Annotated in this window: 22 protein-coding genes and 3 pseudogenes; 17 read left to right on the top strand and 8 right to left on the bottom strand. The window is 63.8% G+C overall.

Going from position 1 to position 24757, the window contains the following annotated elements; genetic code table 11:
* Positions 1-30 precede the first annotated feature (30 nt).
* The gene (locus tag VSR34_RS28570; protein WP_342964169.1) at positions 31-2805 is read right to left on the bottom strand and encodes an HAD-IC family P-type ATPase; all 2775 of its coding nucleotides are present in this window, start codon (positions 2803-2805) and stop codon (positions 31-33) included.
* 267 nt (positions 2806-3072) lie between these two features.
* Between VSR34_RS28570 and VSR34_RS28565 the strand changes: the two genes are divergently transcribed.
* From VSR34_RS28565 to VSR34_RS28525, 9 genes and pseudogenes are all read left to right on the top strand, one after another.
* Positions 3073-3225, top strand: a complete 153-nt coding sequence (locus VSR34_RS28565) for a hypothetical protein (RefSeq protein ID WP_154671267.1) — start codon at positions 3073-3075, stop codon at positions 3223-3225.
* A gap of 13 nt (positions 3226-3238) precedes the next feature.
* Positions 3239-3430: a hypothetical protein gene (locus VSR34_RS28560; protein ID WP_028212310.1), complete on the top strand. Its 192-nt coding sequence runs from the start codon at positions 3239-3241 to the stop codon at positions 3428-3430.
* Between the two features lie 433 nt (positions 3431-3863).
* The gene (locus VSR34_RS28555; protein ID WP_342964168.1) at positions 3864-4541 is read left to right on the top strand and encodes a CsgG/HfaB family protein; all 678 of its coding nucleotides are present in this window, start codon (positions 3864-3866) and stop codon (positions 4539-4541) included.
* A gap of 2 nt (positions 4542-4543) precedes the next feature.
* Positions 4544-4930, top strand: a complete 387-nt coding sequence (locus VSR34_RS28550) for a DUF4810 domain-containing protein (RefSeq protein WP_042290104.1) — start codon at positions 4544-4546, stop codon at positions 4928-4930.
* A 10-nt stretch (positions 4931-4940) separates the two neighbouring features.
* Positions 4941-5612: a DUF799 domain-containing protein gene (locus VSR34_RS28545; RefSeq protein ID WP_342964167.1), complete on the top strand. Its 672-nt coding sequence runs from the start codon at positions 4941-4943 to the stop codon at positions 5610-5612.
* Between the two features lie 116 nt (positions 5613-5728).
* Positions 5729-6448 (top strand): GNAT family protein, encoded by a 720-nt coding sequence (locus tag VSR34_RS28540; RefSeq protein WP_342964166.1) that lies wholly within the window; start codon positions 5729-5731, stop codon positions 6446-6448.
* Positions 6449-6895, top strand: coding sequence for a GNAT family N-acetyltransferase (locus VSR34_RS28535; RefSeq protein WP_342964165.1), 447 nt, complete (start codon positions 6449-6451; stop codon positions 6893-6895).
* 95 nt (positions 6896-6990) lie between these two features.
* On the top strand, positions 6991-7476 hold the full coding sequence (locus tag VSR34_RS28530) for an RbsD/FucU domain-containing protein (protein WP_342964164.1): 486 nt from the start codon (positions 6991-6993) through the stop codon (positions 7474-7476).
* Positions 7477-7543: 67 nt separating this feature from the next.
* Positions 7544-7732, top strand: a pseudogene (locus VSR34_RS28525) (aldehyde dehydrogenase family protein); the annotation flags it as partial.
* Positions 7733-7799: 67 nt separating this feature from the next.
* On the opposite strand, the gene argE reads toward VSR34_RS28525, so the two are convergent.
* The 4 genes from argE to VSR34_RS28505 are packed head-to-tail and all read right to left on the bottom strand — an operon-like array spanning position 7800 to position 11412.
* A complete protein-coding gene (gene argE, locus VSR34_RS28520; RefSeq protein WP_028214352.1) occupies positions 7800-8960 on the bottom strand; it encodes an acetylornithine deacetylase in 1161 nt (386 codons plus the stop codon).
* The gene (locus VSR34_RS28515; RefSeq protein ID WP_028214353.1) at positions 8953-9630 is read right to left on the bottom strand and encodes a DUF1028 domain-containing protein; all 678 of its coding nucleotides are present in this window, start codon (positions 9628-9630) and stop codon (positions 8953-8955) included. Before VSR34_RS28515 ends, argE begins: the two co-directional genes overlap by 8 nt.
* A 10-nt stretch (positions 9631-9640) precedes the next feature.
* On the bottom strand, positions 9641-10072 hold the full coding sequence (locus VSR34_RS28510) for a RidA family protein (protein ID WP_342964163.1): 432 nt from the start codon (positions 10070-10072) through the stop codon (positions 9641-9643).
* Complete coding sequence (locus VSR34_RS28505; protein ID WP_028231164.1) at positions 10072-11412, bottom strand: NAD(P)/FAD-dependent oxidoreductase; 1341 nt, start codon at positions 11410-11412, stop codon at positions 10072-10074. Before VSR34_RS28505 ends, VSR34_RS28510 begins: the two co-directional genes overlap by 1 nt.
* A gap of 171 nt (positions 11413-11583) precedes the next feature.
* On the opposite strand from VSR34_RS28505, the gene VSR34_RS28500 reads away from it, so the two are divergent.
* The gene (locus tag VSR34_RS28500; RefSeq protein ID WP_028214356.1) at positions 11584-12510 is read left to right on the top strand and encodes a LysR family transcriptional regulator; all 927 of its coding nucleotides are present in this window, start codon (positions 11584-11586) and stop codon (positions 12508-12510) included.
* Between the two features lie 27 nt (positions 12511-12537).
* Here VSR34_RS28500 and VSR34_RS28495 read toward each other — a convergent pair.
* Positions 12538-13959: pseudogene (locus VSR34_RS28495) on the bottom strand (cytosine permease).
* A 561-nt stretch (positions 13960-14520) separates the two neighbouring features.
* Here VSR34_RS28495 and VSR34_RS28490 point away from each other — a divergent pair.
* From VSR34_RS28490 to VSR34_RS28470, 5 genes are all read left to right on the top strand, one after another.
* On the top strand, positions 14521-14658 hold the full coding sequence (locus VSR34_RS28490) for a hypothetical protein (RefSeq protein WP_238328086.1): 138 nt from the start codon (positions 14521-14523) through the stop codon (positions 14656-14658).
* Between the two features lie 75 nt (positions 14659-14733).
* Positions 14734-15423: a c-type cytochrome gene (locus VSR34_RS28485; protein ID WP_342964162.1), complete on the top strand. Its 690-nt coding sequence runs from the start codon at positions 14734-14736 to the stop codon at positions 15421-15423.
* Positions 15424-15568: 145 nt separating this feature from the next.
* Positions 15569-16681 carry a GGDEF domain-containing protein gene (locus tag VSR34_RS28480; RefSeq protein WP_342964161.1) on the top strand — a complete coding sequence of 371 codons (1113 nt, stop codon included), beginning with the start codon at positions 15569-15571 and terminating at the stop codon, positions 16679-16681.
* A 132-nt stretch (positions 16682-16813) separates the two neighbouring features.
* Positions 16814-18652: an SLC13 family permease gene (locus tag VSR34_RS28475; RefSeq protein WP_028214359.1), complete on the top strand. Its 1839-nt coding sequence runs from the start codon at positions 16814-16816 to the stop codon at positions 18650-18652.
* A gap of 56 nt (positions 18653-18708) precedes the next feature.
* Positions 18709-20169 (top strand): alpha/beta hydrolase, encoded by a 1461-nt coding sequence (locus VSR34_RS28470; RefSeq protein WP_238328087.1) that lies wholly within the window; start codon positions 18709-18711, stop codon positions 20167-20169.
* 37 nt (positions 20170-20206) lie between these two features.
* On the opposite strand, the pseudogene VSR34_RS28465 reads toward VSR34_RS28470, so the two are convergent.
* Positions 20207-21133 (bottom strand): annotated as a pseudogene (locus VSR34_RS28465) (trypsin-like peptidase domain-containing protein); the annotation flags it as partial.
* Between the two features lie 658 nt (positions 21134-21791).
* On the opposite strand from VSR34_RS28465, the gene VSR34_RS28460 reads away from it, so the two are divergent.
* Positions 21792-22841 carry an AI-2E family transporter gene (locus tag VSR34_RS28460; protein WP_342964160.1) on the top strand — a complete coding sequence of 350 codons (1050 nt, stop codon included), beginning with the start codon at positions 21792-21794 and terminating at the stop codon, positions 22839-22841.
* Positions 22842-22917: 76 nt separating this feature from the next.
* Positions 22918-24399 (top strand): amidohydrolase family protein, encoded by a 1482-nt coding sequence (locus VSR34_RS28455; RefSeq protein WP_238328088.1) that lies wholly within the window; start codon positions 22918-22920, stop codon positions 24397-24399.
* A 14-nt stretch (positions 24400-24413) separates the two neighbouring features.
* Here VSR34_RS28455 and VSR34_RS28450 read toward each other — a convergent pair whose 3' ends face one another.
* On the bottom strand, positions 24414-24614 hold the full coding sequence (locus tag VSR34_RS28450) for a DUF2905 domain-containing protein (protein WP_028214364.1): 201 nt from the start codon (positions 24612-24614) through the stop codon (positions 24414-24416).
* Positions 24615-24757: the final 143 nt, after the last annotated feature.

The following is a 24757-nucleotide window of genomic DNA, read 5'->3' as shown; positions in this document are numbered from 1 at the left end:
ACAACGACAGCTCAGCTTGACGAAGCGACGCTACGCGTCATGGTACTGCCTTGTCGCTCCTTTGCGCGGTTGAGGTGTCACCGATTTTTTCAACGCCGGAATCGACCGGATGACGAGCTTTTCGCTTTCGACGACGAGGAAGAACAGCACTGCGCCGGCCAGCAGCCAGAACCACGTCGCCAGCGGCAGCGACTCGGTCTGGAAGATGGCATGGAAGGGCAGGGTATAGGTGAAGAGCGTCTGCAGCACCACGACAGCGCCAATCCCGTACCAGAGATACGCATTGCCCATGTGCGCGCGCACCGATAGCGCCGAGTTGATCAGCGAGCGGCTGTTGAGAAGATAAAAGACCTGGCCGAGTGTGATCGCGTTGACGGCGGCGGTGCGCGCAAGTGAATCCGACGCGCCCTGCGACTTCATCCAGAAAAATGCCGCGAGCGTATAGAGCACGAGCGCCGCGCCGACGAAGAGAATGCGCCACACGCCGAAAGGTGTGACGATAGCCCGGTCGATCGAACGCGGCGGGCGCTGCATCACGTCGTCTTCATGCGGCTCGAACGAGATGACGAGGCCGAGCGCGACGGACGTGACCATGTTCACCCACAGCACCTGCGGCGCGGTGATCGGCAGCGTGAAGCCGAACAGGATCGCGATGGCAATGACGGCGCCCTGGGCGATATTCGTGGGCAGCATGAAAAGCATGGCCTTTTCGATGTTGTTGTAGACCGTGCGTCCTTCCTTCACCGCCGCGGAGATCGAAGCGAAGTTGTCGTCGGCGAGGATCATGCCGGCCGCCTCCTTCGTGACCTCCGTGCCCTTGATACCCATGGCCACGCCGATGTCGGCCTTCTTGAGCGCGGGCGCGTCGTTCACGCCGTCGCCCGTCATCGCGACCACCTGCCGGTTGGCCTGGATTGCCTTCACGAGGCGCAGCTTGTGCTCGGGGCTCGCGCGCGCGAACACATCCACGTCGCGTACGCATTCCTGCAGCGCAGCATCGTTCATCGCCTCGATTTCGGTGCCGGCCACGGCCGTCCTGCCGTCGCCGATGCCGAGCATGCCCGCTATCGCGGCGGCGGTGACCTTGTGGTCGCCCGTGATCATCGTCACGCGGATGCCGCCGCCGTGGCATTCGCGCACGGCGTCGATCGCTTCCTTGCGCGGCGGGTCCATCAGGCCTACGAGGCCGAGCAGCACGAGGGTCTTCGGCAGATCCAGCGGGCCGAGGTTGCCGACTTGCAGGCCGGGGTCCGGCAGCCACGCCAGCGCCAGTACGCGCTCGCCCTGCGAGGCGAGCCGCTCACCTTCGCGTGCGAAGCGTTCGCGATCGAGCGGCGCGGGCCCGGTTGCCGTTTGCTGGCGATCGCAATGCTCGATGATGACTTCGGGCGCGCCCTTCACGAGCAGCATTTCGCCTTGCGCCCAGCGGTTCAGCGTTGCCATGAACTTGTGCTCCGACTCGAAGGGGATGGCGTCGATGCGCGGCGCCGCCGCCGTTTCCGCGGCGCGGTCCATGCCGAGCTTGCCTGCGAAGGGGTAGAGCGCGCCCTCGGTGGGGTCGCCTTCCACTTTCCATTTCCCCTCTTCCTCGAAGAGCCCGGCGTCGTTGCACAGTATCGACACGCGACCCATGAGCGACAGCACTTCGGGCGGCGCGGCGCCAAGCGCCTTGCCGGCCGCGCGGACTTCGCCTTCGGGGGCGTAGCCGTCGCCGGTTACTTCATAGGGCGCATCGGCGGTCACGACCGAAGTCACCATCATCTCCATGAGGGTGAGCGTGCCCGTTTTGTCCGAGCAGATGCGCGACACCGAGCCCAGCGTCTCGACCGCGGGCAGGCGCCGGATGATGGCGTTGCGCTTCGCCATGCGCTGCACGCCGATGGCGAGCGTGATGGTGATGAGCGCGGGCAGGCCTTCCGGGATCATCGAAACCGCGATGCCCACCACCGCCTGGAACAGCTGGATGAAGGTCATGTGGCCGAGCCAGTGGCCCCACGCGAAGAGCAGCACGCTGAGAATGCCGATCGCGATCGTGATGACGTATCCAAACTTCTTGATCTGGCGAAGCAGCGGTGTTTCCAGCGCGCTGACCTCGGCGAGCATCTGGTTGATGCGGCCGAGTTCGGTCTGGCTGCCCGTTGCCACGACCACGCCAGTGGCCCGCCCAGAGAGGACCATCGTGCCGGAAAACGCCATGTTTTCGCGGTCGCCGACGGTCGCTCGCGCCGGCACTGCGCCCGTGCTCTTTTCCGCCGGAACGGATTCTCCCGTGAGCGCCGCTTCTTCCGTGCGCAGGTTTCTGGCCTCGACGAGGCGCAGATCAGCGGGGATGCGGTCGCCCGATTCGAGCAGCACGATGTCGCCGGGCACGACCTCGTCGGCGGGAACGAGGCGCACTTCGCCTGCGCGCAGCACGCGCGCCTCTGCGGAGAGCATGTTGCGAATCGAATCGAGCGCCTTTTCGGCGCGCCCCTCCTGGAGGAACCCCAGCAGCGAATTGAGGATGACGACGGCGAAGATGATGGAGGCGTCGAGCCAGAGGCTCAGCATCAGCTTGATGAAGCCGGCCGCTAGCAGCACATAGATGAGCACGTTGTTGAACTGGGCAAGGAGCCGCATGAGCGGCCCGCTTTTCTTGCCTTGGGGCAGCACGTTGCGACCGTAAGTGCCGAGGCGTTGCGACGCGTCCACCGGATCGAGCCCGCGCGATGGCGCGACGCCGAGCTTGCGCTCGATCTCTTCGACGGGCATGGCGTGCCACGGCGTCGCGCCCGAACCTGAATCCGCATGCTCGGCTGAATTCATCTTCGCCCCCTGGTCGCTCGGAGATTCAACGCAATAGTAGGTTTTTTTCGCGGCGGGCACGCGCAACCTGGTGCGCGCGCACTCGACGGCGCGCGGGTCGCCTGGCGATGTATGGGAACGTCTGACACCGGTTGTGAGGCACGACGTGACAACCGGCCGCAGCAAGCCGACTTTGGGGGCAGATGTTTTTGAGACTGGTCTTATGGGAAGGCCGGCGGCACGTCTCTACCATCTCACCATTCCATTCGGACTTCTGTGGAGGCAGCAATGAGTCCCTTTTCCCTGATTCGAGTTGGCCGCATGCATGACCGTGCTGGCATCGCCTGCAACAGCCACTTCGTCCTCTTTCCCGCGCGTTTGTTTGCCCTGCTGAAGAAGGTCCTTGGGGTGCATCGCCGGCCTTCAACGATCGACAGCTGACCGGAGTCTCGTCATGAGTGAAAAGCTGAATACCACGAAGCCGGAGCCTGTCGCCGTGGCGATTGCCTTGCATCCTGGCGACTATGCCTCCTTGCAGGACGCATCGCGCGCGGTCGGCATGAGCGAAGCGGCGTTTTGCGCCCTGGCAATTCATCACGCGTCCCGAGCGGTAATGGATTCGCAGCCGCCCTGCAAAATCATCTGATTACGTTTTTTGCGCGCCCGGCACTGCGATGTCGGGTGTCTTTCTGCCCCATGGTATTCTTTCAAAAATTCCAGAACATCGTTGGCGTGGTCGTGATACTCGTCGGCTTCGCCGTGGCGCACGTCAGCGCGGCCAGGAATGTCCGTGGTCAACGGCGCTCAACTGAAAAAATAAAGAAACCCGTATAAAAGTATTTCAGATTTGTCCGATAGTGATTCCGGAACGGGCTTGATAGCCTCGCGCGAGCCATCGTTCAGTACTGCGGATAAAACAATGAATAACCGTTATTACGGGCTTGTTATCAGCAAGCTCCGGGGAATGCTCGTCGCCGTTTGCGGAGCGGCCACCGCGCGGGGGAAATCAGGACAGGCAGAAACCGGCGCAGTGCCCGCATGCGAAGCAGGCGTCATTTTGTGCCACGGGAGTTGAGATCTTGAAATTTTCCAGAAGCGTTGGAGTACTAATGAGTATCGCTGTCGCGGGTTCATTGACCGGCTGTGCCACCGAGGCGTCGCGATCGTTGCCGGTTGCGCCTGTGAGCAGTGCGCAAACGCCGTACGTCGGGAATCGCGTGGCGATCGCGGTGGGCAAGTTCGACAACCGCTCGAGCTATATGCGCGGCATCTTCACGGATGGAATCGACCGTCTCGGCGGCCAGGCGAAGACCATTCTGGTTACTTCGCTGCAGGAAAGCGGGCGCTTTAACGTCCTCGAGCGGGACAACCTGGACGAAATCCGGCAGGAAGCGGCGTTCATGAAGAAGGCGCAGGCCCTGAAGGGGGCCAACTACGTCGTAACGGGGGATGTGACCGAATTTGGCCGCAAGGAGGTCGGTGACCAGCAGCTGTTCGGCATCCTGGGGCGTGGAAAGAGCCAGGTCGCTTACGCGAAGGTCAGCCTCAATATCGTCGATACGACGACCTCCGAAGTGATGCTGTCGAGCAGTGGCGCGGCCGAATACAGCCTGTCCAACCGGGAAATCATAGGCTTTGGTGGCACGGCAGGCTACGACTCGACGCTCAATGGCAAGGTGCTCACTCTCGCCATCCAGGAAGCGGTCAACCGACTGGCTGCCCAGATCGATACAGGCGCACTGCAAGGGGTGAAGTGAAAATGGATCGTGCAATCAACAGAAACAGGCTCTTCAGCATCGGCGCCGCGCTGCCGGGTATCGCCGCCGGACTGCTGCTGGCGGGATGTGCGCCAACTCATAGTCCTCCCCTTTATCAATGGGATGCCTACCAGCCTCAGGTGTACGAGTACTTCAAGGGCGAGAAGGGGCCCGATGCGCAGATCGAAGCCCTGGAGGCAGCGCTCGAGCGTATCCGTGCGAAGGGCAGCATGCCACCGCCGGGCTTTCACGCGCAGCTCGGCATGCTGTATTCGAGCGTTGGCAAGACCGGGCAGGCCACGCAGGAGTTCGAAGCCGAGAAGGCACTCTTTCCGGAGTCGTCGGCATACATGGATTTCCTGATGAAGAAGAAATCGAAGCCACTTTGAGTATCCGTTCATGTTCAAATCACTTTTTACGAAACTCGCCGTCGCGTTGTCCATGAGCGCGCTGCTGGCGGCCTGCGCAGGGACTGCGCAACGCGTTGACTACACGGCGTTCAAGAACAGCCGCCCACGCTCGATTCTCGTGCTGCCGCCGGTGAACGAAACGTCGGATGTTCATGCGACATACGGCGTGCTCTCACAACTGACCAGGCCGCTGGCCGAAGCGGGCTATTACGTCGTTCCGGTCGCGGTGATGGACGAGACTTTCCGTCAAAATGGACTCACGACTCCAGCCGACATCCAGTCGGTATCGGGGGCGAAGCTGCGCGAAATCTTCGGCGCGGATGCGGCGCTCTGTCCGAAGGTCACGCAATACGGTTCCGTGTACCAGATCGTCGACAGCACGACGATCGTCTCGGCATCGGCAAAGCTGGTCGATCTCAAAACGGGCGACTTGCTCTGGGAGGGCAGGGGCCGCGCGACCGGAAAGGAAATCGGTGCCAACATCGATCTGGGTTTCGGGCTGGTCGGTGCGCTGGTGCAGGCTGCCGTCAAACAGGTCGCGCATAACCTGTCCGACGAAGCCCATGATGTTGCAGGGCTCACCGGTGACCGTCTCCTGCGCGTCGGCCCTCCCGATGGCCTGTTGTATGGCCCCCGTTCACCGAGATACGGCACCGACTGACGCATACCGAAGCGTGGCTCTACCGGGACCGCTGTCCGTGGACCTTTCCACGGAACCACGGCAGCGCTACCTTAACGCGGTTACCGCCCACGTTTCGCAAGAGGAGCCTGTCACCCATGGCAGCACGACTGAACGAATACCAGCAGCCAATCGGCGAACCCGTCGCCGGCTGGCAACCGCGCGAGCGGCCCGCGCGCGTGACGATCGAAGGTCAGTTTTGCCGCATCGAGCCCATCGATCTCGACCGGCACGTCGCCGACCTCTTCGAGGCCTATAGCCAGGCTGCCGACGGCCGCGACTGGACCTATCTGTTCGCCGAGCCGTTCACCGATTTCACCGCGTTTCGCGAATACCTTGCGAAGGCCGCTTCGTCGAACGACCCGTTTCACTACGCCGTGATCGACCGCGCGAGCGGCAGGGCCGTCGGCACGTTCGCGCTCATGCGCATCGAACCCGTGCATGGCGTGATCGAGGTCGGCAGCGTGACGTTTTCACCGCGTCTGAAGCAAACGCCGATTTCCACCGAAGCGCAATACCTGCTGATGCGCTATGTCTTCGACGACCTCGGCTACCGGCGCTACGAATGGAAATGCGACAGCCTCAACGCGCCCTCGCGCAAGACCGCGTTGCGTCTGGGCTTTCAGTTCGAGGGCATTTTCCGCCAGGCGATCGTGTACAAGGGGCGCAATCGCGACACGGCGTGGTTCGCCATCATCGACAAGGACTGGCCGCTCGCGAAAGCGGCGTTCGAGAAGTGGCTCTCGAAAGATAACTTCGACTCAGCCAGCAAGCAACGTGCGTCGCTTGCCAGCCTGCGCGAAGCGGCGGCGTCCTGAATGCCGCGGCCGATCCTTATCCGCGACGTCGCGCCCGCCGACCGGGACGCGTGGTTTAGCCTCTGGGCGGGCTATAACGCATTCTACGCATCGACGATCCCGCCACACATCAGCGAGCGTACGTGGCAGCGCATGCTCGATCCGAACGTGCCGTTGTTCGGCCGCGTCGCCGAACTGGAGGGGCGTGTGGCGGGATTCAGTCTCTCGGTGCTTCATGAAGGCACATGGGTCGATGCATCCATCTGCTATCTGGAAGACCTGTTCGTCGATCCCGCCTCTCGCGGTGCGGGCCTTGGCAGAAGGCTCATCGAGGATTTGATCGCGCTGGCGCGCTCGCGCGGCTGGTCGCGCCTTTACTGGCACACGCGGGAGGACAACCCGGCGCGCAAGCTCTACGACGAATTCGCCACGGCCGACGACTTCGTGCGCTACCGTCTCCAGTTCTGAAAGCCGCGTGGGCGGCGCCCGCCGGTTGACGGCGGCGCCTGTGAGCGTGCACGATGGGTTCCCGGGAATGACAGACCATCAACGGAGACACCAACATGCTGAAGAACCTCGACCCACTTTTGAACGCCGATATCCTGCATGCGCTGCGCGCGATGGGGCACGGTGACGAGCTAGTTGTGTGCGACGCGAATTTTCCCGCCGATTCCATTGCGCGCGCAACGGCGCTTGGCAGGCTGCTGCGCATCGACGGCGCCAACGCGCCGCGCGCCATTCGCGCGATCCTCTCGGTGCTGCCGCTCGATACCTTCGTCGAGTCGCCGGCCATGCGCATGGAAGTCGTGGGCGAGTCCGGCACGATCCCAACCGTCCAGCGCGAAGCGCAAGCCGAAGTGGATGCCGCCGAGGGCCGGCCGGTGCCGTTCGCATCCATCGAGCGTCATGCGTTCTACGCGCGGGCGCGCAAGGCATATTGCGTGATCGCTACGGGCGAAACACGCGGCTACGGCTGCTTCGTGTTCGCCAAGGGCGTGCTGCTCGCGCCCGACGCGCCTGGTGCATCGGGCGGCACAAGCGCGCCCTGACCTTCCGCGTTTTTCCACGCTGAAACGAGCCGCGCGGCGGAAGGGTAGCGCGGCGCTTTCCTCATCGACATCCGTCACCGGCGCGCACGGCGGCATGATGCTCGCGCACGAGGAGACGTTCGGCCCCGTCGCTGCGGTGTTCCGCTTCGAGAGCGAGGAAGAAGCGATCCAGGCGGCGAACGACACCGACTTCGGCCTTTCCGCGTACTTCTATGCGCGCGACATCGGCCGTGTGTGGCGCGTGGCGGGCGCTCTTCGCCGCGTGAGCGAGAAGAGCAGGAGTAGGGCGGCGGCCTGGCACCGCCCGCGCGCTACAGCAAGCGCTACGCGCTTTCGAGATGCGCGGCAAGCCGCGCCAGCATCGCATCACAGCGATCAAGCTGTGCGGCACTCACGAACTCGTCTGGCTTGTGACCTTGCTCCATGCTGCCAGGCCCGCACACGACGGCGGGAATTCCCGCCCGCGTGAACAGTCCGCCCTCGGTGCCGAACGCGACCGTACCGAAGTCGCCCAGCTCGCCGATGACGGCGAGGAGCTGCGCGGCTTCGCTATCAGGCGGCGTCGCAAGGCCTGGATAAGCGTTCAGGAGCTCGAAGCCGATGTCAGTATCGGCTTGCACCTTACGCATTTTCGGCAGCAGTTCCGCTTGCGCATACGACTCGATCCGCCCAGCAATCGACTGTGCCTCCAGGCCCGGGACCGAGCGCACTTCGAAGTCGAACTCACACTCTGCCGCCACGATGTTCAGCGCGCGCCCGCCCGCGATGACGCCCGTTTGAACGGTAGAGAACGGAGGATCGAAGCGCTCGTCGCGATGCTCGGGCCGGGCGAGTTCCTCGCCGATGCTTTCCAGCCTGTTGATGAGTCGCGCAGCGTATTGAATGGCATTGACGCCATACGGCGCGTAAGCCGAATGACACGCCGAGCCCTTCACGCGGCAGCGCATTGCGAGCTTCCCCTTGTGGCCGAGCACGGGCTTCATTTCCGTCGGCTCGCCGATCATGCACAAACGCGGCTTGTCTGCGCGCTTCTCGAGTTCTGCGAGCATCGGCCGCACCCCGACGCAGCCGACTTCTTCGTCGTATGAGAACGCGATGTGTACCGGCAGGTCGAGTTTGCGATCGACGAACATGGGCACCGCCGCGAGCACGCACGCCAGAAAGCCCTTCATGTCCGCCGTACCGCGCCCGTAAAGCCGCCCATTCTTTTCCGTGAGGCGGAACGGGTCGACGGTCCACGCCTGTCCCTCGACGGGCACGACGTCCGTATGTCCCGACAACACGATGCCGCCCTGCTCGCGCGGACCGATGGTCGCGAAGAGACTGGCTTTCGTGCGCTCGGCGTTGTGAAAAAGCTCGCTTTCTACGCCAAAACCCGCGAGATAGCGCTGCACGAACGCGATCAGTTCAAGATTCGATTCGCGGCTGACGGTCGCGAAACCGATCAGCCGCTCGAGCAGCGCGCGGCTGGCACGTTCACTCATCGCCTGGCACTCCATAGCTTGGCGCGGCGCCCGGATCCAGCGCGCGGGTGACGTAATCCTGCATCTGCGGAAGATACCCTCGCCATAGCTGCGCTAGCTGACCGATGGGGTCGTCGTCGGCCCAATCGACTCTCAAATCCACGATCGACCAGACCTGCCGGTCGACGACTTTCAGCGCGGCGGAATGAACCGGGCCGGCTTCTCCGCCTGCCTCGACAGCGGCGTGCATTGCGGCCAGCAGACGCGCGGCGAGCAGCCCATGCGTGCGCTCGAATGCGCGCACCATCGCGTCGACGACTTGGGGCGCGGCGAGCATGTTGCCGGCCGCGACGCACTGATCGCCGGCCACCGCATGATGCAGCCCGAGCGCGTTGTCGCCGGTGAAGAACGCGGTGTGTCCCTGGGCGTCGATCACCGTGACTTGCCGCCAGGCATTGAAGGTGTCGGTGGCGCGGGCCTGCATCAACGCAACATGCGGCGCAAGCTTCTGCTGCTCCATGAGATCGAGGATTTGCGGGCCGAGCGCGGGCAGCGTGACATTCTGCGTCGCAACTGCGCCGACGCCTGCCCGCACCCATGGGCAACGCGCGCCCACGGCAATACTCGACGAACTGATGGCGATCCCCAGTTGTCCGGTCTCCCGGCAACGTCCGACGATTGAGAATGTCATGCGCCGCTCCTTATGCCTCGCCAGGCGTCCAGTTCTCGGGAATCACCGCGATCACGTCGATTTCCATCAGCCATTGCGGTTGGCCGAGCGCGCTCACGCACAAACCGGTCGAGATCGGATACACACCCTTGAGCCACTTTCCGACTTCCTGATAGACCGGCTCGCGATAACGTGGATCGATGATGTACGTCGTCGTCTTGACGATGTGCGAAAGGTCGCTGCCTGCTTCTTCGAGCAACTGCTTGACGTTCTTCATCGCCTGCCCGGCTTGCGCGCGCGGATCGCCGAGGCCGATCAGCTTGCCGTCGAAGTCGGTGCCGACCTGGCCGCGCACGTAGACCGTGTTGCCTGCGCGAACGGCCTGGCACAGGTCGTTGTCGAGCGTCTGGTTCGGGTACGTGTCTTTCGTGTTGAACATGCGGATGCGGGTATGGGTAGGCATCAATTCACTCCGGTTTCGTTGAGGGTGCTTGCGTGCGATGCGTCGTGCGCGGTATTCGTGGCCAGTGCCAGGCGTTCGCGTTGCGCCGCATCGCGATAGTCGAGGTATTTGCGCTGCGTGACGATGTGATCGGCGATGTGCTTCGCGTCGTGCCACACGCCCCAGATGAACGACGACCCGCGCCGCGACAGCCACGGCAGGCCGAGGAAATACACGCCCGGTTCCTTCGAGACGCCACGCTGATGCTTCGGCTTGCCTTGCTCGTCGAAGGCGTCGACGTGCAGCCAGCTGTAATCGACGGCATAGCCGGTCGCCCAGATGATCGTCTTCACGCCAGACTTCGCGAGGTCCAGCTCGCGCAGCGGATGCGTGACGCACTCGGGATCGGGCGGAATGAAGCGTGCCTCGGAATCTTCCGGCAGGTCGATGCCGTTGCGCTCGACATAGCCGTCGGCCGCGTCGAGCAGCGACATCAGGTTGTCGTCGCCGCGCTTGAGGTTCTCCGCCAGATCCTGGTCGAACGTCACGATGCCGTTATCGAACGATTTCGTGACACCGACGAGCGTCATGCCTTCATGCGCGAGCCGGCGAAAATCGATGGTCCGGCCGCCGTAAGCGCCGCTCACGGCGATCGTCACGTGCTCGCGTCCGGGCCCAGCTACCTCCTTGTCCCATTCGCCGAGCACGCCGAGCCACCAGCAGAAGTCGCGGTTGCGGTAAGCGCGCGGCGGCCGATCGTGCGGCCCGACCGACAGATACACCGTGCGGCCCGCGCGCCGCAGTTCCTCGGCGATCTGTGTGCCCGACGAACCCGCGCCGACGACGAGCACCGCACCATCGGGCAACTGCGCCGGATTGCGATAGTCTGCCGAGTGCATCTGTGTGAGATGCGGGTCCTTTGGCGCGATGGCGGGAATCACTGGACGCTGGAACGGGCCCGTCGCCACGACGACACGATTGGCCTCGAACGTGCCATTGCTCGTCGCCACAGTGAAGCCCGAACGGCCTTGAATGCGCTCGACGCTCGTCACCTCCACGCCGGTGCGGACAGGTGCATTGAATTTACGTGCGTACGCAACGAAATAGTCGGCGACCTGTTCCTTCGGCGCGAAGGCGTCGGGATGCAGTCCTTCGAATTCCATGCCGGGAAAGCGGTCGTGCCAGGCGGGACCGTTGGCGACCAGCGAATCCCATCGGCTCGTGCGCCAGCGCTCGGCAATGCGATCGCGTTCGAGCACGAGATGCGGCACGCCCGACCTGCCGAGATGCTCGCTCATTGCCACGCCCGCCTGACCGGCGCCTATCACCAGTGTGTCGATGGACACGTTGTCAGCCTTCATCTGTGTTCTCCTTCGGATTGCGAATATCGTCCTGTTCGTCGAAGCGGACTGTACGCGCGACCCAGGATAGGTAAAAGTATTAAAATAAAATCTTATGCATCGGATTTAGCTATGCAACCACGCGTCGGCGATGTGCCGTCCCGGTTGCGCCCTCCAGAGAGACCGCTTGAAATGGACGGAGTATCGATTCGCTATTCACTGCGCCAGTTGCGCTATTTCATCGCGACGGCAGAAACGCTTTCGTTCACTGCCGCGGCGAAGCGGCTGCACATCTCGCAGCCTTCGATATCGACCGCGCTGGCAGAGCTGGAGGCATCGTTCGGCGTGCAATTGTTCATCCGTCATCACGCAAGCGGACTGTCGCTAACTCAACCGGGACGAGATCTGCTCGTCCACGCACGCAGTCTCCTGAAAAGCGCCGAGGAACTGCAACTCACGGCGCAAGAACTCGACGGCGGCGTATCCGGCACCGTTTCGCTCGGATGCCTCGTCTCGCTTGCGCCGCCGCTCATGCCGTCGCTCATCAGCGAGTTCCTGCGCGAACATTCGGCGATCACATTCATCACCAGGGAAGCGCATCAGGATGGCCTGCTGAGCGGGCTCAGCGACGGCTCGCTGGATGTCGCTCTCACCTATAGCCTCGATATCGCGGAAGGCATCGCCTTCGTTCCAGTCGTCTCGCTGCCTCCGTACGTGATCCTCCCGAAAACGCACCGGCTCGCACGCGCAGCAAAGGTCTCGCTAAAGGATCTGCTGCCGCAGCCTTACGTGATGCTTGACCTTCCGCACAGCCGCGAATATTTCTCGACGCTCTTTGACGCGGCAGGCAGCCGGCCTGTCGCCGCGTTCCGCTCGTCGCAGCCCGAGGTCGTGCGCGGCATGGTGGCGAATGGTCTGGGCTACAGCATTCTCAACTTTCCGCTCGAGTCGTGCCGCACCGTGGACGGCAAGGAATTTGTCATCAAGCGCTTCAAGGAGGCCGTTCCCGCGACGGTGCTCGGCATTGCGACGTCGAACACCGTGCGGCAACGCGAGGTGGTGAAGCGCTTCGTCGCGTTTTGCGAAAGCTATATCCGGCAGTTGCACCTCAAGCATTGATGAGGTGCTCGCGACGATCCCGGTGACTTACTGCAGCGATGCGGATGGCTGATTCAACCGTCGACGGTACGCCGTATCGCGCGTGGCGAGCCAAAGGTAGAGCGGCGTCGTGACGATGATGCCCACGAGCCAGGACAGGTCCGCGCCGTCCAGATGCGCCGAGAAGGAGCCCACGTACATCGGCGTGTTCATGAACGGAATCTGCACCAGGATCCCGGCTGCATACGCGATCATCGCTTGCGGATTGAACCGGCCGTAAATGCCGCCATCGACCCGGAAGATCGACTGGACATCGTACTGGCCTTTGTGAATCACATAGAAGTCGATCAGGTTGATCGCCGTCCACGGCACGAGCACCACGAGCAGCGCGAGCACGAGATCGACGAAATGCCCGACGAAGTCCTTCGACGCACCGACCGCCGCTAAGCAGCACGCGACCAGAATGATGATCGAGAGCACTGCGCGCGACTTCGCGGTGGGAATCCAGCGATACGCGAACGTCTGCAGCGAGGTGATGACCGAAAGGACTGCCCCGTACAGATTCAGCGCGTTGTGGCTGATCACGCTCAGCAAAAACAGCACGAGCATGAACGGGCCGATCGCCCCGGTCGATGCCTTGACGGCGTCCATCGTGTCTGCGCCGGCCGGAACCGCCAGCACGGCCACGGCGCCGAACACGAACGCAAGCGTCGAACCGAGCACGCAGCCAAGGTACGTCGCCCAAAAGGTCGACGCGACACCGACATTCGCCGGAAGGTAGCGCGAATAGTCGGAGACGTACGGCGCGAACGCGATCTGCCACAGTGCGGAGAGGGACACCGTCGCGAGCCAGCCGGCGAAGCTGAAGCCGCCGCGCGTGAGGAAGTCCGCCGATTGCACGTGCGTGACGATATAGCCGAAGCCCACGGCGATCCCGATGCCGAGCACCCATGTGCCGATGCGGTTCAGCACGTGTATGAAGCGGTATCCGATGATGCCGATCAGCCCCGAACCCAGCGCGCCGATCACGATGCCGGCGGGCACCGGAATCGACGATTCGATGCCGTGCAGCGACTTGCCGGCCAGCACGATATTCGACGCGAAGAACCCGACGTACATGATGCCGGCGATGACCGTGACGAGCAGCGCGCCCCACGAGCCAAACTACGCGCGGCTCTGGATCATTTGTGGAATGCCCATTTGCGGGCCTTGCGCCGAATGCAGCGCCATGAGAATGCCGCCCACCGCCTGGCCGACGATGATTGCAAAGATGCCCCACATGAGATTGAGGTGATAGATTTGCACGCCTAGCGCGCCGGTGACGATCGGCAGCGGTGCGATATTGCCGCCGAACCAAAGCGTGAAGAGATCGCGGACCTTGCCGTGGCGCTCGTTCTCGGGCACGTACCCGATCGTGTGCTTCTCGATCAGGGGAACCGTGTTGCGGTTGTCAGCCATAACAATCTCCATTTTCTCGCCCGCGCGTTGCTGAAGACAGCACGCGCGACGAAGGTGAAAACAAGTGCAGGGCCCGGACAAATCGACGCCCCGCTCGAAACATTGGGCGAATTAACGGACGCCAAATTTCGCTTGCCAAGCATTGTTTCCCGATGTTTTACATAGGCTAAAGCTATGCAAGAACAGGCATCGTTTGAGCCGTTCGGCAAAGCGCGCGCCTTTCTGCTCGCGAAGCTCTCGTTGAGGATCGTCCCGACCCTGCGTAGCGGCGAGGCACCGTCGGCGGAATAAGGCGGCGCGCTTCTTCGTTTTGGACATCGAGTGAACGGGTGTGCTTGCCGGGTTCGTTTCCCGCGCAGCACAGGCCTGTGTCGTTCCACAGTTTTGCCAGGCGACGCCGGTGATGCCGTGCGCGAAGCCTCGCCATTGTCGACCCGCTTTTCGCAGTGGGGTGGGCACCTGCGTGCCTCTTTCTGTAACGGGACCGGCAGCCGCGACAGCGTCGCGTACCCGGGCAGTGCGAACTTCTCTCCGGCAACACAGGGCTGGACCCCGGAAATATTATGGATTCCTGTGCAAAACATCCGGCTGGGTCTGCAGTACACGTACTTCACGAAATATCTTGGCGCGCGCTCGGACTGCGACGGGCTCGGACGCAATGCAAGCGACAACGACACGCTGTTTGTTTACCTCTGGGCGGCGTACTGGTGATCTGTCTCGCCGTGAAAACCATCCTCGTCTCTTCGTCCGGACACATGCTGGGGAAGTCATCTGGAGCATTGCAAAATGAAAGGCGTATCGCGATGGATTCTGCTCGCCACGTTGCTGGGTGACGCCAGTTGTCACGACATCGAGCATTCCAGACGGACCGACGATCCTGCTGTCAGCGGCAGGACGATCGCGTTGCAGGTGTGCTCGATCTGTCACGGCGCGAACGGCGTCTCTGTCTCTCCCACGTTTCCGAAGCTCGCGGGCCAGACAAAGGCATATCTCGTCAACCAGTTGATGGACTTCAGGGCGCATCGGCGGTCCGACCCGAACGCGCAAAGGTTTATGTGGGGCTTCACCCATCTGAGCGATGCGCAGATCGACCAGCTAGCCACGTACTTTTCGAGCCGTCCGCCGCCCGCGGGCGTCCCCGGCGATCCTCTGCCAGTCGGTCACGGCAGGGCGATCTTCACCTCTGGCGTGCCTGAGAGGGGTGTACCGGCATGCAGCGCCTGTCACGGGGCGCACGGTGAAGGCGCAGGTGAGTTTCCGCGCCTCGCGGGCCAGCATGCCGACTACATCGTGAAGCAGCTGGCGGTCTTCCGACACCCCGGGCAGAGGCCTCGTGGAGCGGTGATGAATGCGATCTGCGTCAAGCTGACGGCCGAGGAAATGGACTCGGTAGCGGCTTTCCTCGAAGCCTCCGCGCCTCGGGTCGCGATACCGGCAGACCTGGGGGCCTCCGAGACCCGATCGGCCGGTGAATGACGCGCCGCCCTGCCGAGGCCGGTCCAGAGCGCCGTTTCGCCCACTCCGCGGTAAAGGGCCATCGGGCTGCGGGTGCCGTCGTCCGGCGCTCAAGTCCGTCCCGAAGCTGCCGTAATAGCAGGCTTCGGAATATTCTCGATGCATCGTGACACATCCCGGGACTGAGCCTTCACTGGATCTTGCTGCGCTTCTCGAAACCGTACAGCGTAACGAGCGCGCGTCGAAATCGTTCCAGGACGTGGAACTGCGCCTGATCGGCGCGCAGGATTGGTGCGCCTTTCTCGAAGGGATGTTCGTCTATCTGCCCGAGGTGTTCGGGCTGACTTCGGCCGGCCTCTGGCTCGACGCCCGCGCGCCGCTGCTGCGCGACCTGCTCGAATCCGGGCAAGGGTGCGCCGATCTGGATGCGAACGTGAAATCGGGGGCCCAGGGCGGCTTCGCACTGTCGCGGCTGTGCGCGGCCAATCGTCCGTGGCTTGGCCGCATCAGCGAACTGGGCGAACTGGAACCGGCCGCGAGCGAGACTTTCTTCGGCGCGCAGGCGGCCACGGGCAGCGCGATCGTGCTGCCGCTCCTGAGCCGCGCCCAGGTGCTCGGCTATCTATGCCTCTCGAGCGTCGATCCCGCGCGCTTCGACGCGAGCATGGGCACGGACCTCCTCATGCGGTTCAGCAGCGTCGCCGCGGCGAGCCTCGACAACGTCGCGCATCGCGAGCATCTGCGCAAGACCGGCGTGACCGATCCGCTCACGGGCCTCTCGAACCGCCGCTATTTCGACGAGCGCCTGAACCAGGAGATCCGGCGCGCGAATTCGCACGCGGCGCCCATGACGTGCCTCTTCATCGACATCGATCATTTCAAGCAGGTCAACGACACACACGGCCACGCCATCGGCGACGTGGCGCTCGGCGCCATCGGCACCTGCCTCAAGCAGCAGGTGCGCGTGGGGGACACGGTGTCGCGCTACGGGGGCGAGGAGTTCGTCGCGCTGCTGCTGTGCGACCTGCCCGATGCGCTGGCCGTTGCCGAGCGCATCCGGCGCGCGGTCGAAACGCTGGAGGTGCACGACGACGAGGGCGGCCGCATTGCGCTCAGCGTCTCGATTGGCGTCGCGGCGTATCGGGTGAACGCCGGCGAGGCGTCCGCCGGGACGCCGGAGGGGCAAGCGCGCTCGCTCCTCGACGAGGCCGATCAGGCGATGTACCAGGCCAAGCACCAGGGGCGCAACCGCGTCTCCCTGCTCGGCGTGCGCCAATGACGCCAATCCGGTCCAGTAACGAAATCGTAAGGACACTCGCTTACGGCTGTTCGCGAACGTAAGTTTTCAAAATCCGGCACTATTTGCGCAAGCGTTGGTTTCCATGGCCCGTTGAACAGGCGTAGCGAAATCATGTCTTACGACCTCTTGATGACCGTTGCCTGTCTGGCGGGCGCGATCGCGATGTTCCTGATCGGCCGGCCTCGCGCGGACGCGGTGGCGCTCATCATGATCGTGGCGCTGGCGCTCTCGGGTATCGTGACCGTCAACGAGGCGCTGGCGGGCTTCGCCGATCCGAACATCGTCCTGATCGCGGCGCTGTTCGTGCTTGGCGACGGCCTCGCGCGCACGGGCGTCGCGCAGCGCGTCGGCGACTACCTGATCGCGCGCGGCGGTTCGAACGAGCGGCGGCTCGTCGTACTGATCATGGTCATCGTGGGGGTGATGGGCTCGGTCATGAGCTCGACGGCCGTCGTGGCGATCTTCATTCCTATCGTCATACGCATCGCGCGCCAGTCTGGCGTGTCGCGCGCGCGCTTGCTCATGCCGGTGAGCATGGCGGCGCTCACGAGCGGCATGCTCACGCTCGTCGCGACGACGCCGAACCTCGTCATCAACAGCGCGCTCGTCGATCGCGGCTACCGGGGCTTCGCCTTTTTCGCCATCACGCCGCTGGGCGTGCCTATTCTCTCGGCGTGCATTGCGTGGATGCTGTTCGCGAGACGCTTCCTGAACGGACCGGGCTCCGGCGGCGCCGACGCACCCACCCGGCCCTCCGTGAACGACTGGGTCGCACGCTATTCGCTCGAAGGGCGCGCGTTTCGTCTGGAGGTCGGGGCGGCCTCGCCGCTCCTGGGGCAGACGCTCGGCCACTGCGGACTCGCCGACGATCCCGTGGCGCACGTCGTCGCCATCGAGCGGCGCGCGCGCATGGGCGCGACCGTGCTGCCCGCGACGGCGGACAGCAGTATCGCGCCCGGCGACGTGCTGCTCCTCGACGTGGAGGTTCCCAGCTTCGACGTGGAGGCGTTTTGCGAGCGTTACGCGCTCGCGGTGCGCCGCATGTCGGGCGCCTATTTCACGGACCAGTCACACGATGTGGGCATGGCCGAGGTCATCGTGCCGCCGGACTCGTCACTGGTGGGCGACGTCGCGCGCAGTTCCGGGACGCTCAGGCGGCATGGCGTGACGGTGGTGGGCCTGCGCCGGGCCGACGCGGCGCTCGTGCGCGATCTGCAAACCACGCAGCTGAAGGTCGGCGACACGCTGCTGGTGGTGGGCCCGTGGATCGATATCTTCTCGATGCAGTCGGTGGAGCGCGATATCGTGTGTCTCGCGATGCCGGTTGAAAGCGACGCGTACGTGCCCGAGCCGCACAAGGCGCTGCACGCGCTCTGTGTCATGGCGCTCGTCATCGCGATGATGCTCTCGCCGCGGGTGCCGAACGTGCTCGCGGGGCTGATCGGGTGTCTCCTCATGGGCGCGTTCGGCTGCGTGAGCCTCGACAGCGCCTACCGCGCGATTCACTGGCGCAGCCTCGTGCTGATCGTGGGCATGCTGCCGTTTTCCATCGCGCTGCAGCGCACGGGCGGCATCGACATCGCCGCCGATGCCGTGCTGCGCGTGGCGGGTGAATGGGGCCCGCATGGCCTGATGGGCGCCGTTTTTCTGCTGACGCTGGTCATCGGCACCGTGATTTCCGGCACGGCGACGGCGGTGTTGATGGCGCCCGTGGTGATCGCGATGGCGGCGCACCTGCATGCGTCGCCGTATCCGTTCGCGTTGACGACGGCGGTCGCCGCATCGGCGGCCTATATGTCGCCGATCTCGACACCGGTCAATGCGCTCGTCAGCACGGCGGGCGGCTACCGGTTCCGGGATTTTTTCAAGGTGGGCATGCCGGCGGCCCTGGGGGCGCTCGTGATCACCGTCGTGCTGGTACCGCTCATTTGGCCGGCCTTCCCGCGCTAGCGCGAGGCCAGGCAGGTCATCCGTTCGCGAGGCATTGACCGGATATGGCGAAATTCTTGACGAGAGCGTGGGCCCTTCGCTGGATCAAGCGGCTGTTTCTTTTCGTGGTGATCGCGTTCGTTTGCATCGCCGCTGTGCGGCTGTACGACGCGCAACGCAAGGCGCCCCTGAGTCTGTGGCACACGTATGTGCCTCACGACATGCACGCCGACGAAATCGATCATGCGACCTGGGCGCAATACATCGAATACGAGAATCGCCTGTTCGATTCGGTCAGGAAGAACGTGACCGACAAGCTGCCGGAAGAGGCACGCGTGCCCGCCAATCGCTATTTCTCGGGCAGCCCTATCTACCCCGGCCACTTTCGCACCGACTGGAACCGCTCGTACACGCTGATGCCGGAAGGCGCGCCGCGCGGCGTGGCCGTGATGGTGCATGGACTGACCGATTCGCCGTACAGCCTGCGGCACATTGCGCTGCGCTATCAGCGCGATGGCTTCGCCGTCGTGGCCGTCCGGCTTCCGGGGCATGGCACCGTGCCGTCCGGCTTGACCGAAGTGACGGCGGAGGACTGGGAGGCCGCCACGCGGCTCGCCGTGCGCGAGGCGCGCCGCCTCGTGCCGGCGCCGGCGCCGCTGCATGTCGTGGGGTTTTCGAACGGCGGCGCGCTTGCGGTTCAATACGCGCTCGAGACACTGGAGAACCCGAGCCTGCCGAAGGCGGACCATCTGATCCTGCTTTCGCCGATGATCGGCATTACGCGGTTCGCGCGCTTCGCGGGCCTCGCGGCGTTGCCGTCGATCCTTCCGGCGTTCGCAAAAGCCGCGTGGCTCGATATCGTGCCGGAATTCAATCCGTACAAGTACAACTCGTTTCCCGTGAACGGCGCGCGCCAGTCGTGGCGGGTGACCCGCAAGGTCCAGCAGGAACTGGCGGATGCGGCGCGCAACGGCAAGATCGCGGCGCTGCCGCCCATGCTTACGTTTCAGTCCGTGCTGGACTTCACGGTGAGCACGAGTGCCATCGTCAGTTCGTTGTATGCGCAACTTCCTGCCAACGGCAGCGAGCTCGTGCTCTTCGACATCAACCGCACCGCGCAGTGGAGCCCGCTGTTACGTGCTTCGATGCGTGATGCGCTGCGCCGTATCGCGCCCGTGCCGCCGCTGCGCTACCGCCTGACGGTGCTCACCAACGCCTCCGCCACCTCGCCGCAAGTGATCGAGCAGAGCACGGCGCCCGACGAGACAACGTCAAAAGTCGAGCCCACGGGGCTCGACTATCCGCTCGATGTCTATTCGCTCTCACATGTGGCACTGCCGTTCCCGGTAACCGATTCGCTCTATGGCCGCACCCCCGATCCCGACGACGACATGGGAATCCAGCTCGGCGCACAGTCCGTACGCGGCGAAACGGGGGCGCTGATCGTTGGCGCCGGGCTTCTCACGCGCCTCTCGTGGAATCCCTTCTACGGGTACGTCGTCGAGCGCATCGACTATCTGGCGAGCCACGGGCCGTGATCGCGTGATCGACGGCGCCGGGCATGGCACCGGTCGATCACGCGCGCGGCGAGAGTTCGACCCGCGCGGTCATCTGCTCGCCGTCGCGCGCGACGACAATCGACACACCGCCTTTGGCTCGCGCGATCAGGCTCTGCAACTGCTCGACGTTTTGCACCTCGATGCCGTTGACAGCGATGATCACGTCGCCGGCGCCGATGCCCGCTGCCTTTGCCGGACCGCCCGACTGCACGACGAGCACGCCGCCGTCCACGCCGACCTGCTGCGCTTCTTCGCCGGTGAGCGCACGCACGGCCACGCCGAGACGCGGACGCGCGCCGTGGGCCAGGGTGCGCCCGTTGCCTCCGCCTTGCACGATCTGATCCTTCATGTGCATGGCTTCGTCGATGGGGATCGCGAACGACAGCCCCTGGAAGCCGCCCGTGCGCGAATAGATCATCGAATTGATGCCGATGACTTCGCCGTCCAGATTGAAGAGCGGTCCGCCCGAGTTGCCAGGATTGACGGGCACATCGGTCTGGATGAGATGTGTCGGGCTGTCTTCCGAAAGCTGGCGCGACTTCGCGCTGATGATGCCCGAGGTCACGGTGTTGTCGAGACCATAGGGCGAGCCGATCGCGACGACCCAGTCGCCCACCTTGCTGTTCGCGGGATTGCCGATCTTCACCGTGGGAAAGCCCGTGCCAGCGATTTTCAGCACGGCCACGTCGCCCGCCTTGTCGGTGCCGATCACGCGCGCGGAGAACTTGCGGCCGTCCGTGAGCTTGACCGTCACCTCGTCCGCACCCTCGACGACGTGATTGTTCGTGAGGATGTAGCCGTCCTGGCTCACGATGAAACCCGATCCCAGGGCACCCGAATGGCCGTCTTCGGCATCGGGGTTTTCCTTGACGACCTCGATATGGACCACGGCCGGACCGTAATGCGCGACGATCGCCGAGAAGTTCGGCGCCTGGCTCCTGCTGTCGTCAGCCTTGGGCGCGGGGGACGACAACGACGCTTTCGTCATGCCGCGCTCATCGGCGCTGGCGTGCTCATGGCTGACAACCCATGCGCCTGCAAGCGCCACCGCCACACCGGCGATCAGGCCCCGGCGCCGATATTTGCTGGTACTCATAGCTATGGTCAAAAAGGAAAGTTGGTGAAGGTGGCGTAAGGTACTTTTCGGTGCTTAAACGTGACTTAAAGGAAAGCGGAATTTCGTGGCCCGCAAGCTCGATGTGCGCACAACTAAATCGGGGCAGTGTCCATCCGGATCGGATATCCGTTCCGCTTCGTGGCGCGATTCGTGTGGTTCCGCTCTCGACATGCCATTGCCAGCTAGCGCGCAAGTCTTCCTCAAAGCGGCTAGTCTTTCGAAGTGGCGGCCGATCGCGCCCCGAAGCCCGCAATATTGAGGGCCCGATAGCTGACCCAGGCGTGAATGGCTAGCTAACGTCTGGCTCTTTCCACCGGTTTTCCGCCTGGCGCGCGGGTCGAAGCGCCGGTCGATACATCAGGCCAATGTGGTTCGTCATCCAGAGCATTTCATGTCATGCGAGGAAGGAGATGGCCGGATCATCGCTTCGTTGTCAGCCGGCGCGGTCGGGGGTGACACGAAACCCCGTGACACCGGGGAATTCATGAGACAGGATCTCGTGACGTTCACCTGTGTGGCCGTCCTTGCCGTCATCACGGGATGGGTTCTGTATATCGGGCGTCCGGTGCTGGTGCCCATCGCCTTTGCGATCATTACCTCGTATGTGATCTACGGGCTTGCCGAAATCCTGCGGCGCGTGCCGCACGTGGGCAAGCGCATTCGCGCAGGCGTGCGCTACTGGAGTGCGGCCGCGCTCATCCTCGTCGCGGCCTGGCTCGCGGCCGAACTGCTGCTTTCCGATACCGACCGCATGCTGGCCGTGGCGCCGAAGTACGAAGCCACGCTGCTCGCCTTGCTGGCCAAAATAACCGCGCTGTTCCATCTGGAAACGGAAGCGTCGTGGACAGCGTTTCGCCGCGAGTTGCTGGCGGCCGTCAACGTTCAGGCGCTGCTGACCTCGCTGCTCGGCTCGCTCTCTTCGCTCATGGCGACCACGGTCGTCGTCTTTCTGTACACGGCGTTCTTCATGGTCGAGATGGGGCGCTTTCGCCGCAAGTTGTCCGCAGTCATGCGCGGCAAAGCCGACATGGAGCCCGTGATCGACGCCATCAACTCGAAAATCGGCACCTACCTGGCGTTGAAGGCGCTGCTCGGCGTGGTGCTCGGCATTCTCAGCTGGGTCTGCATGCATTTCGTCGGGCTGGAGTTCGCGCCGCTCATCGCCGTCCTCATCGTGCTGCTGAACTTCGTGCCGTATGCGGGCTCGCTAATCCAGGTGGCGCTTCCCGTCCTGCTCGCGGCGCTTCAGTTCGGCCAGTGGAACGAGCCCGTCACGCTGCTCGTTTCGCTCTCGGCGATCAACTTCGTGATGGGCAATGTGCTCGACCCGTGGCTGATGGCGGGCTCGTTGAACCTCAGCCCTGCGGTCATCCTCATGAGTCTCGCCACCTGGACGGCGATCTGGGGCATTGCTGGCGCATTTCTCGCGGTGCCGGGAACCGTGGCACTCACGATCATTTTCTCGGCGTTCAGTTCCACGCGGCCTCTCGCGCTGCTGTTGACGAAAGAAGATGTCGTGAGGCCTGCTAAATAACTATACCGCCCCGACGGACGCGCGTCCAACCGCGGCTCAGTTTTCCGAGGTGACCCGAGGTGACCCGAGGTGACTTATGGCTCCCAGAATGAACCGTGGCGGCAACGCAATCGGCCCGAGTGGCTCGTGCCAGTGCAACAAGGCGCTGGCGCAGTATGCGAACCGCCGGATCAGTGCGGACCTGGCTCGCCGCGGCTTTCTCATCGGCATGGGCGCGTCGATGTTGAGCGCCGTTCTGCCGGAGTTCGGCAAGGCGCAGCAACCCGGCGCGGCAGCGCCTGCGCAGCCCACCACGTTCACGAACTTTCGCCTGTTCGATGGCAAGTCAGGCGCGCTGCAGGACGGCATGTACCTCGTCGTCGACGGAAACCGCATCTCGCAGTTGCGCAGGGGGGCGCCGGAATTCTCGTCGGGCGCGGCAGGTGCTGCGGCGGGGCGGGTGATCGACTGCGGTGGCAGGGTGATGATGCCCGGCCTCATCGACATGCACTGGCATGCGCTGCTCGCCGCATTGCCTGTCGCCACGATTCTGCAATCGGACTTCAGTTTCGTGTACCTCGCGGCAGGCGCGGAGGCGCAGCGCACGCTCCTGCGGGGATTCACGACCGTTCGCGATGTGGGCGGCCCCGCCTTCGCATTGAAACAGGCCATCGACGCCGGTATGCTGAGCGGCCCGCGCATTTATCCGTCGGGCGCGATGATCACCACCACGGGCGGCCACGGCGACTTTCGTCTGCTGACTGACGTGCCGCGCACGTCGGCTCAGATCAGCGAAATAGAAAGAACCGGCGCGGCTGCCATCGCCGATACGGCCGACGAAGTCCGCCTGCGCGTGCGCGAGCAGTTCATGCAGGGCGCCACGCAAATCAAGCTCGTGGGGTGCGGCGGCGTCTCCACGCCGCGCAGTCCGCTCGACATGCTCACGTTCACCGAGGCGCAGCTCAGGGCAGCGGTGGAAACCGCATTGGACTGGGGCACCTATGTGCTCGTGCATGCCTACACGCCGGAATCGGTGAAGCGATCGGTCGGGGCTGGCGTGCCATGCATCGAACACGGACACTTGATGGACGACCGCACTGCGGAAGTCATGGCAAAAAACGGCACATGGTTGAGCACGCAACCATTCACCAGCGAGGAAGACGTCGCGCCGATGGCGCCCTCGAGCCACGAAAGGTTTCTGGAGGTCACCGCGGGGACCGACAACATGTACAAGCTTGCCCGCAAGCACGGCCTCAAGGTGGCGTTCGGCACCGACCTGATCTTTTCGCAGACGCTCGCCACGAGGCAAGGCACGATGCTCGGACACATCGCGCGCTGGTATTCGTCTGCCGACGCGTTGCGGATGGCGACAGGTATTAACGGACAATTGCTGGCGCTCGCGGGCAAGCGCAATCCGTATCCGCACAAACTAGGCGTGCTCGAGGAGGGCGCGTATGCCGATCTGCTGATCGTGGCGGGCGACCCGCTTCAGGACTTGTCACTGCTTGCCAATCCCGATCAGAACCTGCTCATGGTCATGAAAGATGGGCGAGTTTTCAAGGATGCGTTGAAGGCTTGAACGGGCCGCCGCACTCAACGCCGTAACAGCCAGAACAGCACCGACACCACGACCGATAGCACGATGCACGTGACGATCGGAAAGTGGAAGCTGAATCCGTCGCGCACGATATGAATGTCGCCGGGCAGCCTGCCGAAGGGGATGCGCGCGAACCAGCGCCATCCCACGCCAGCGAGCAGGCACAAGAGACCGAAGGCGATGAGAAAGCGGTTCATGGCGCAGGTGAAGGCACATCACGGTCGCAACGGGTCCATGGTAAGCCCGCGGTGAGCGTCCTCGGCAACGAAAATACGCAGGACGGGCGCTTTCGGTCGCGTATCAGCCGAGCGATTTGTGTATCAAGATGTCACTGTTCGGG

This window comes from Paraburkholderia sp. JHI2823 (genome assembly GCF_038900695.1).
Classification (GTDB): Bacteria; Pseudomonadota; Gammaproteobacteria; order Burkholderiales; family Burkholderiaceae; genus Paraburkholderia; species Paraburkholderia mimosarum.
Note: the sequence above shows the minus strand (reverse complement) of the source record. Positions and strands in the feature narration are given on the sequence as shown.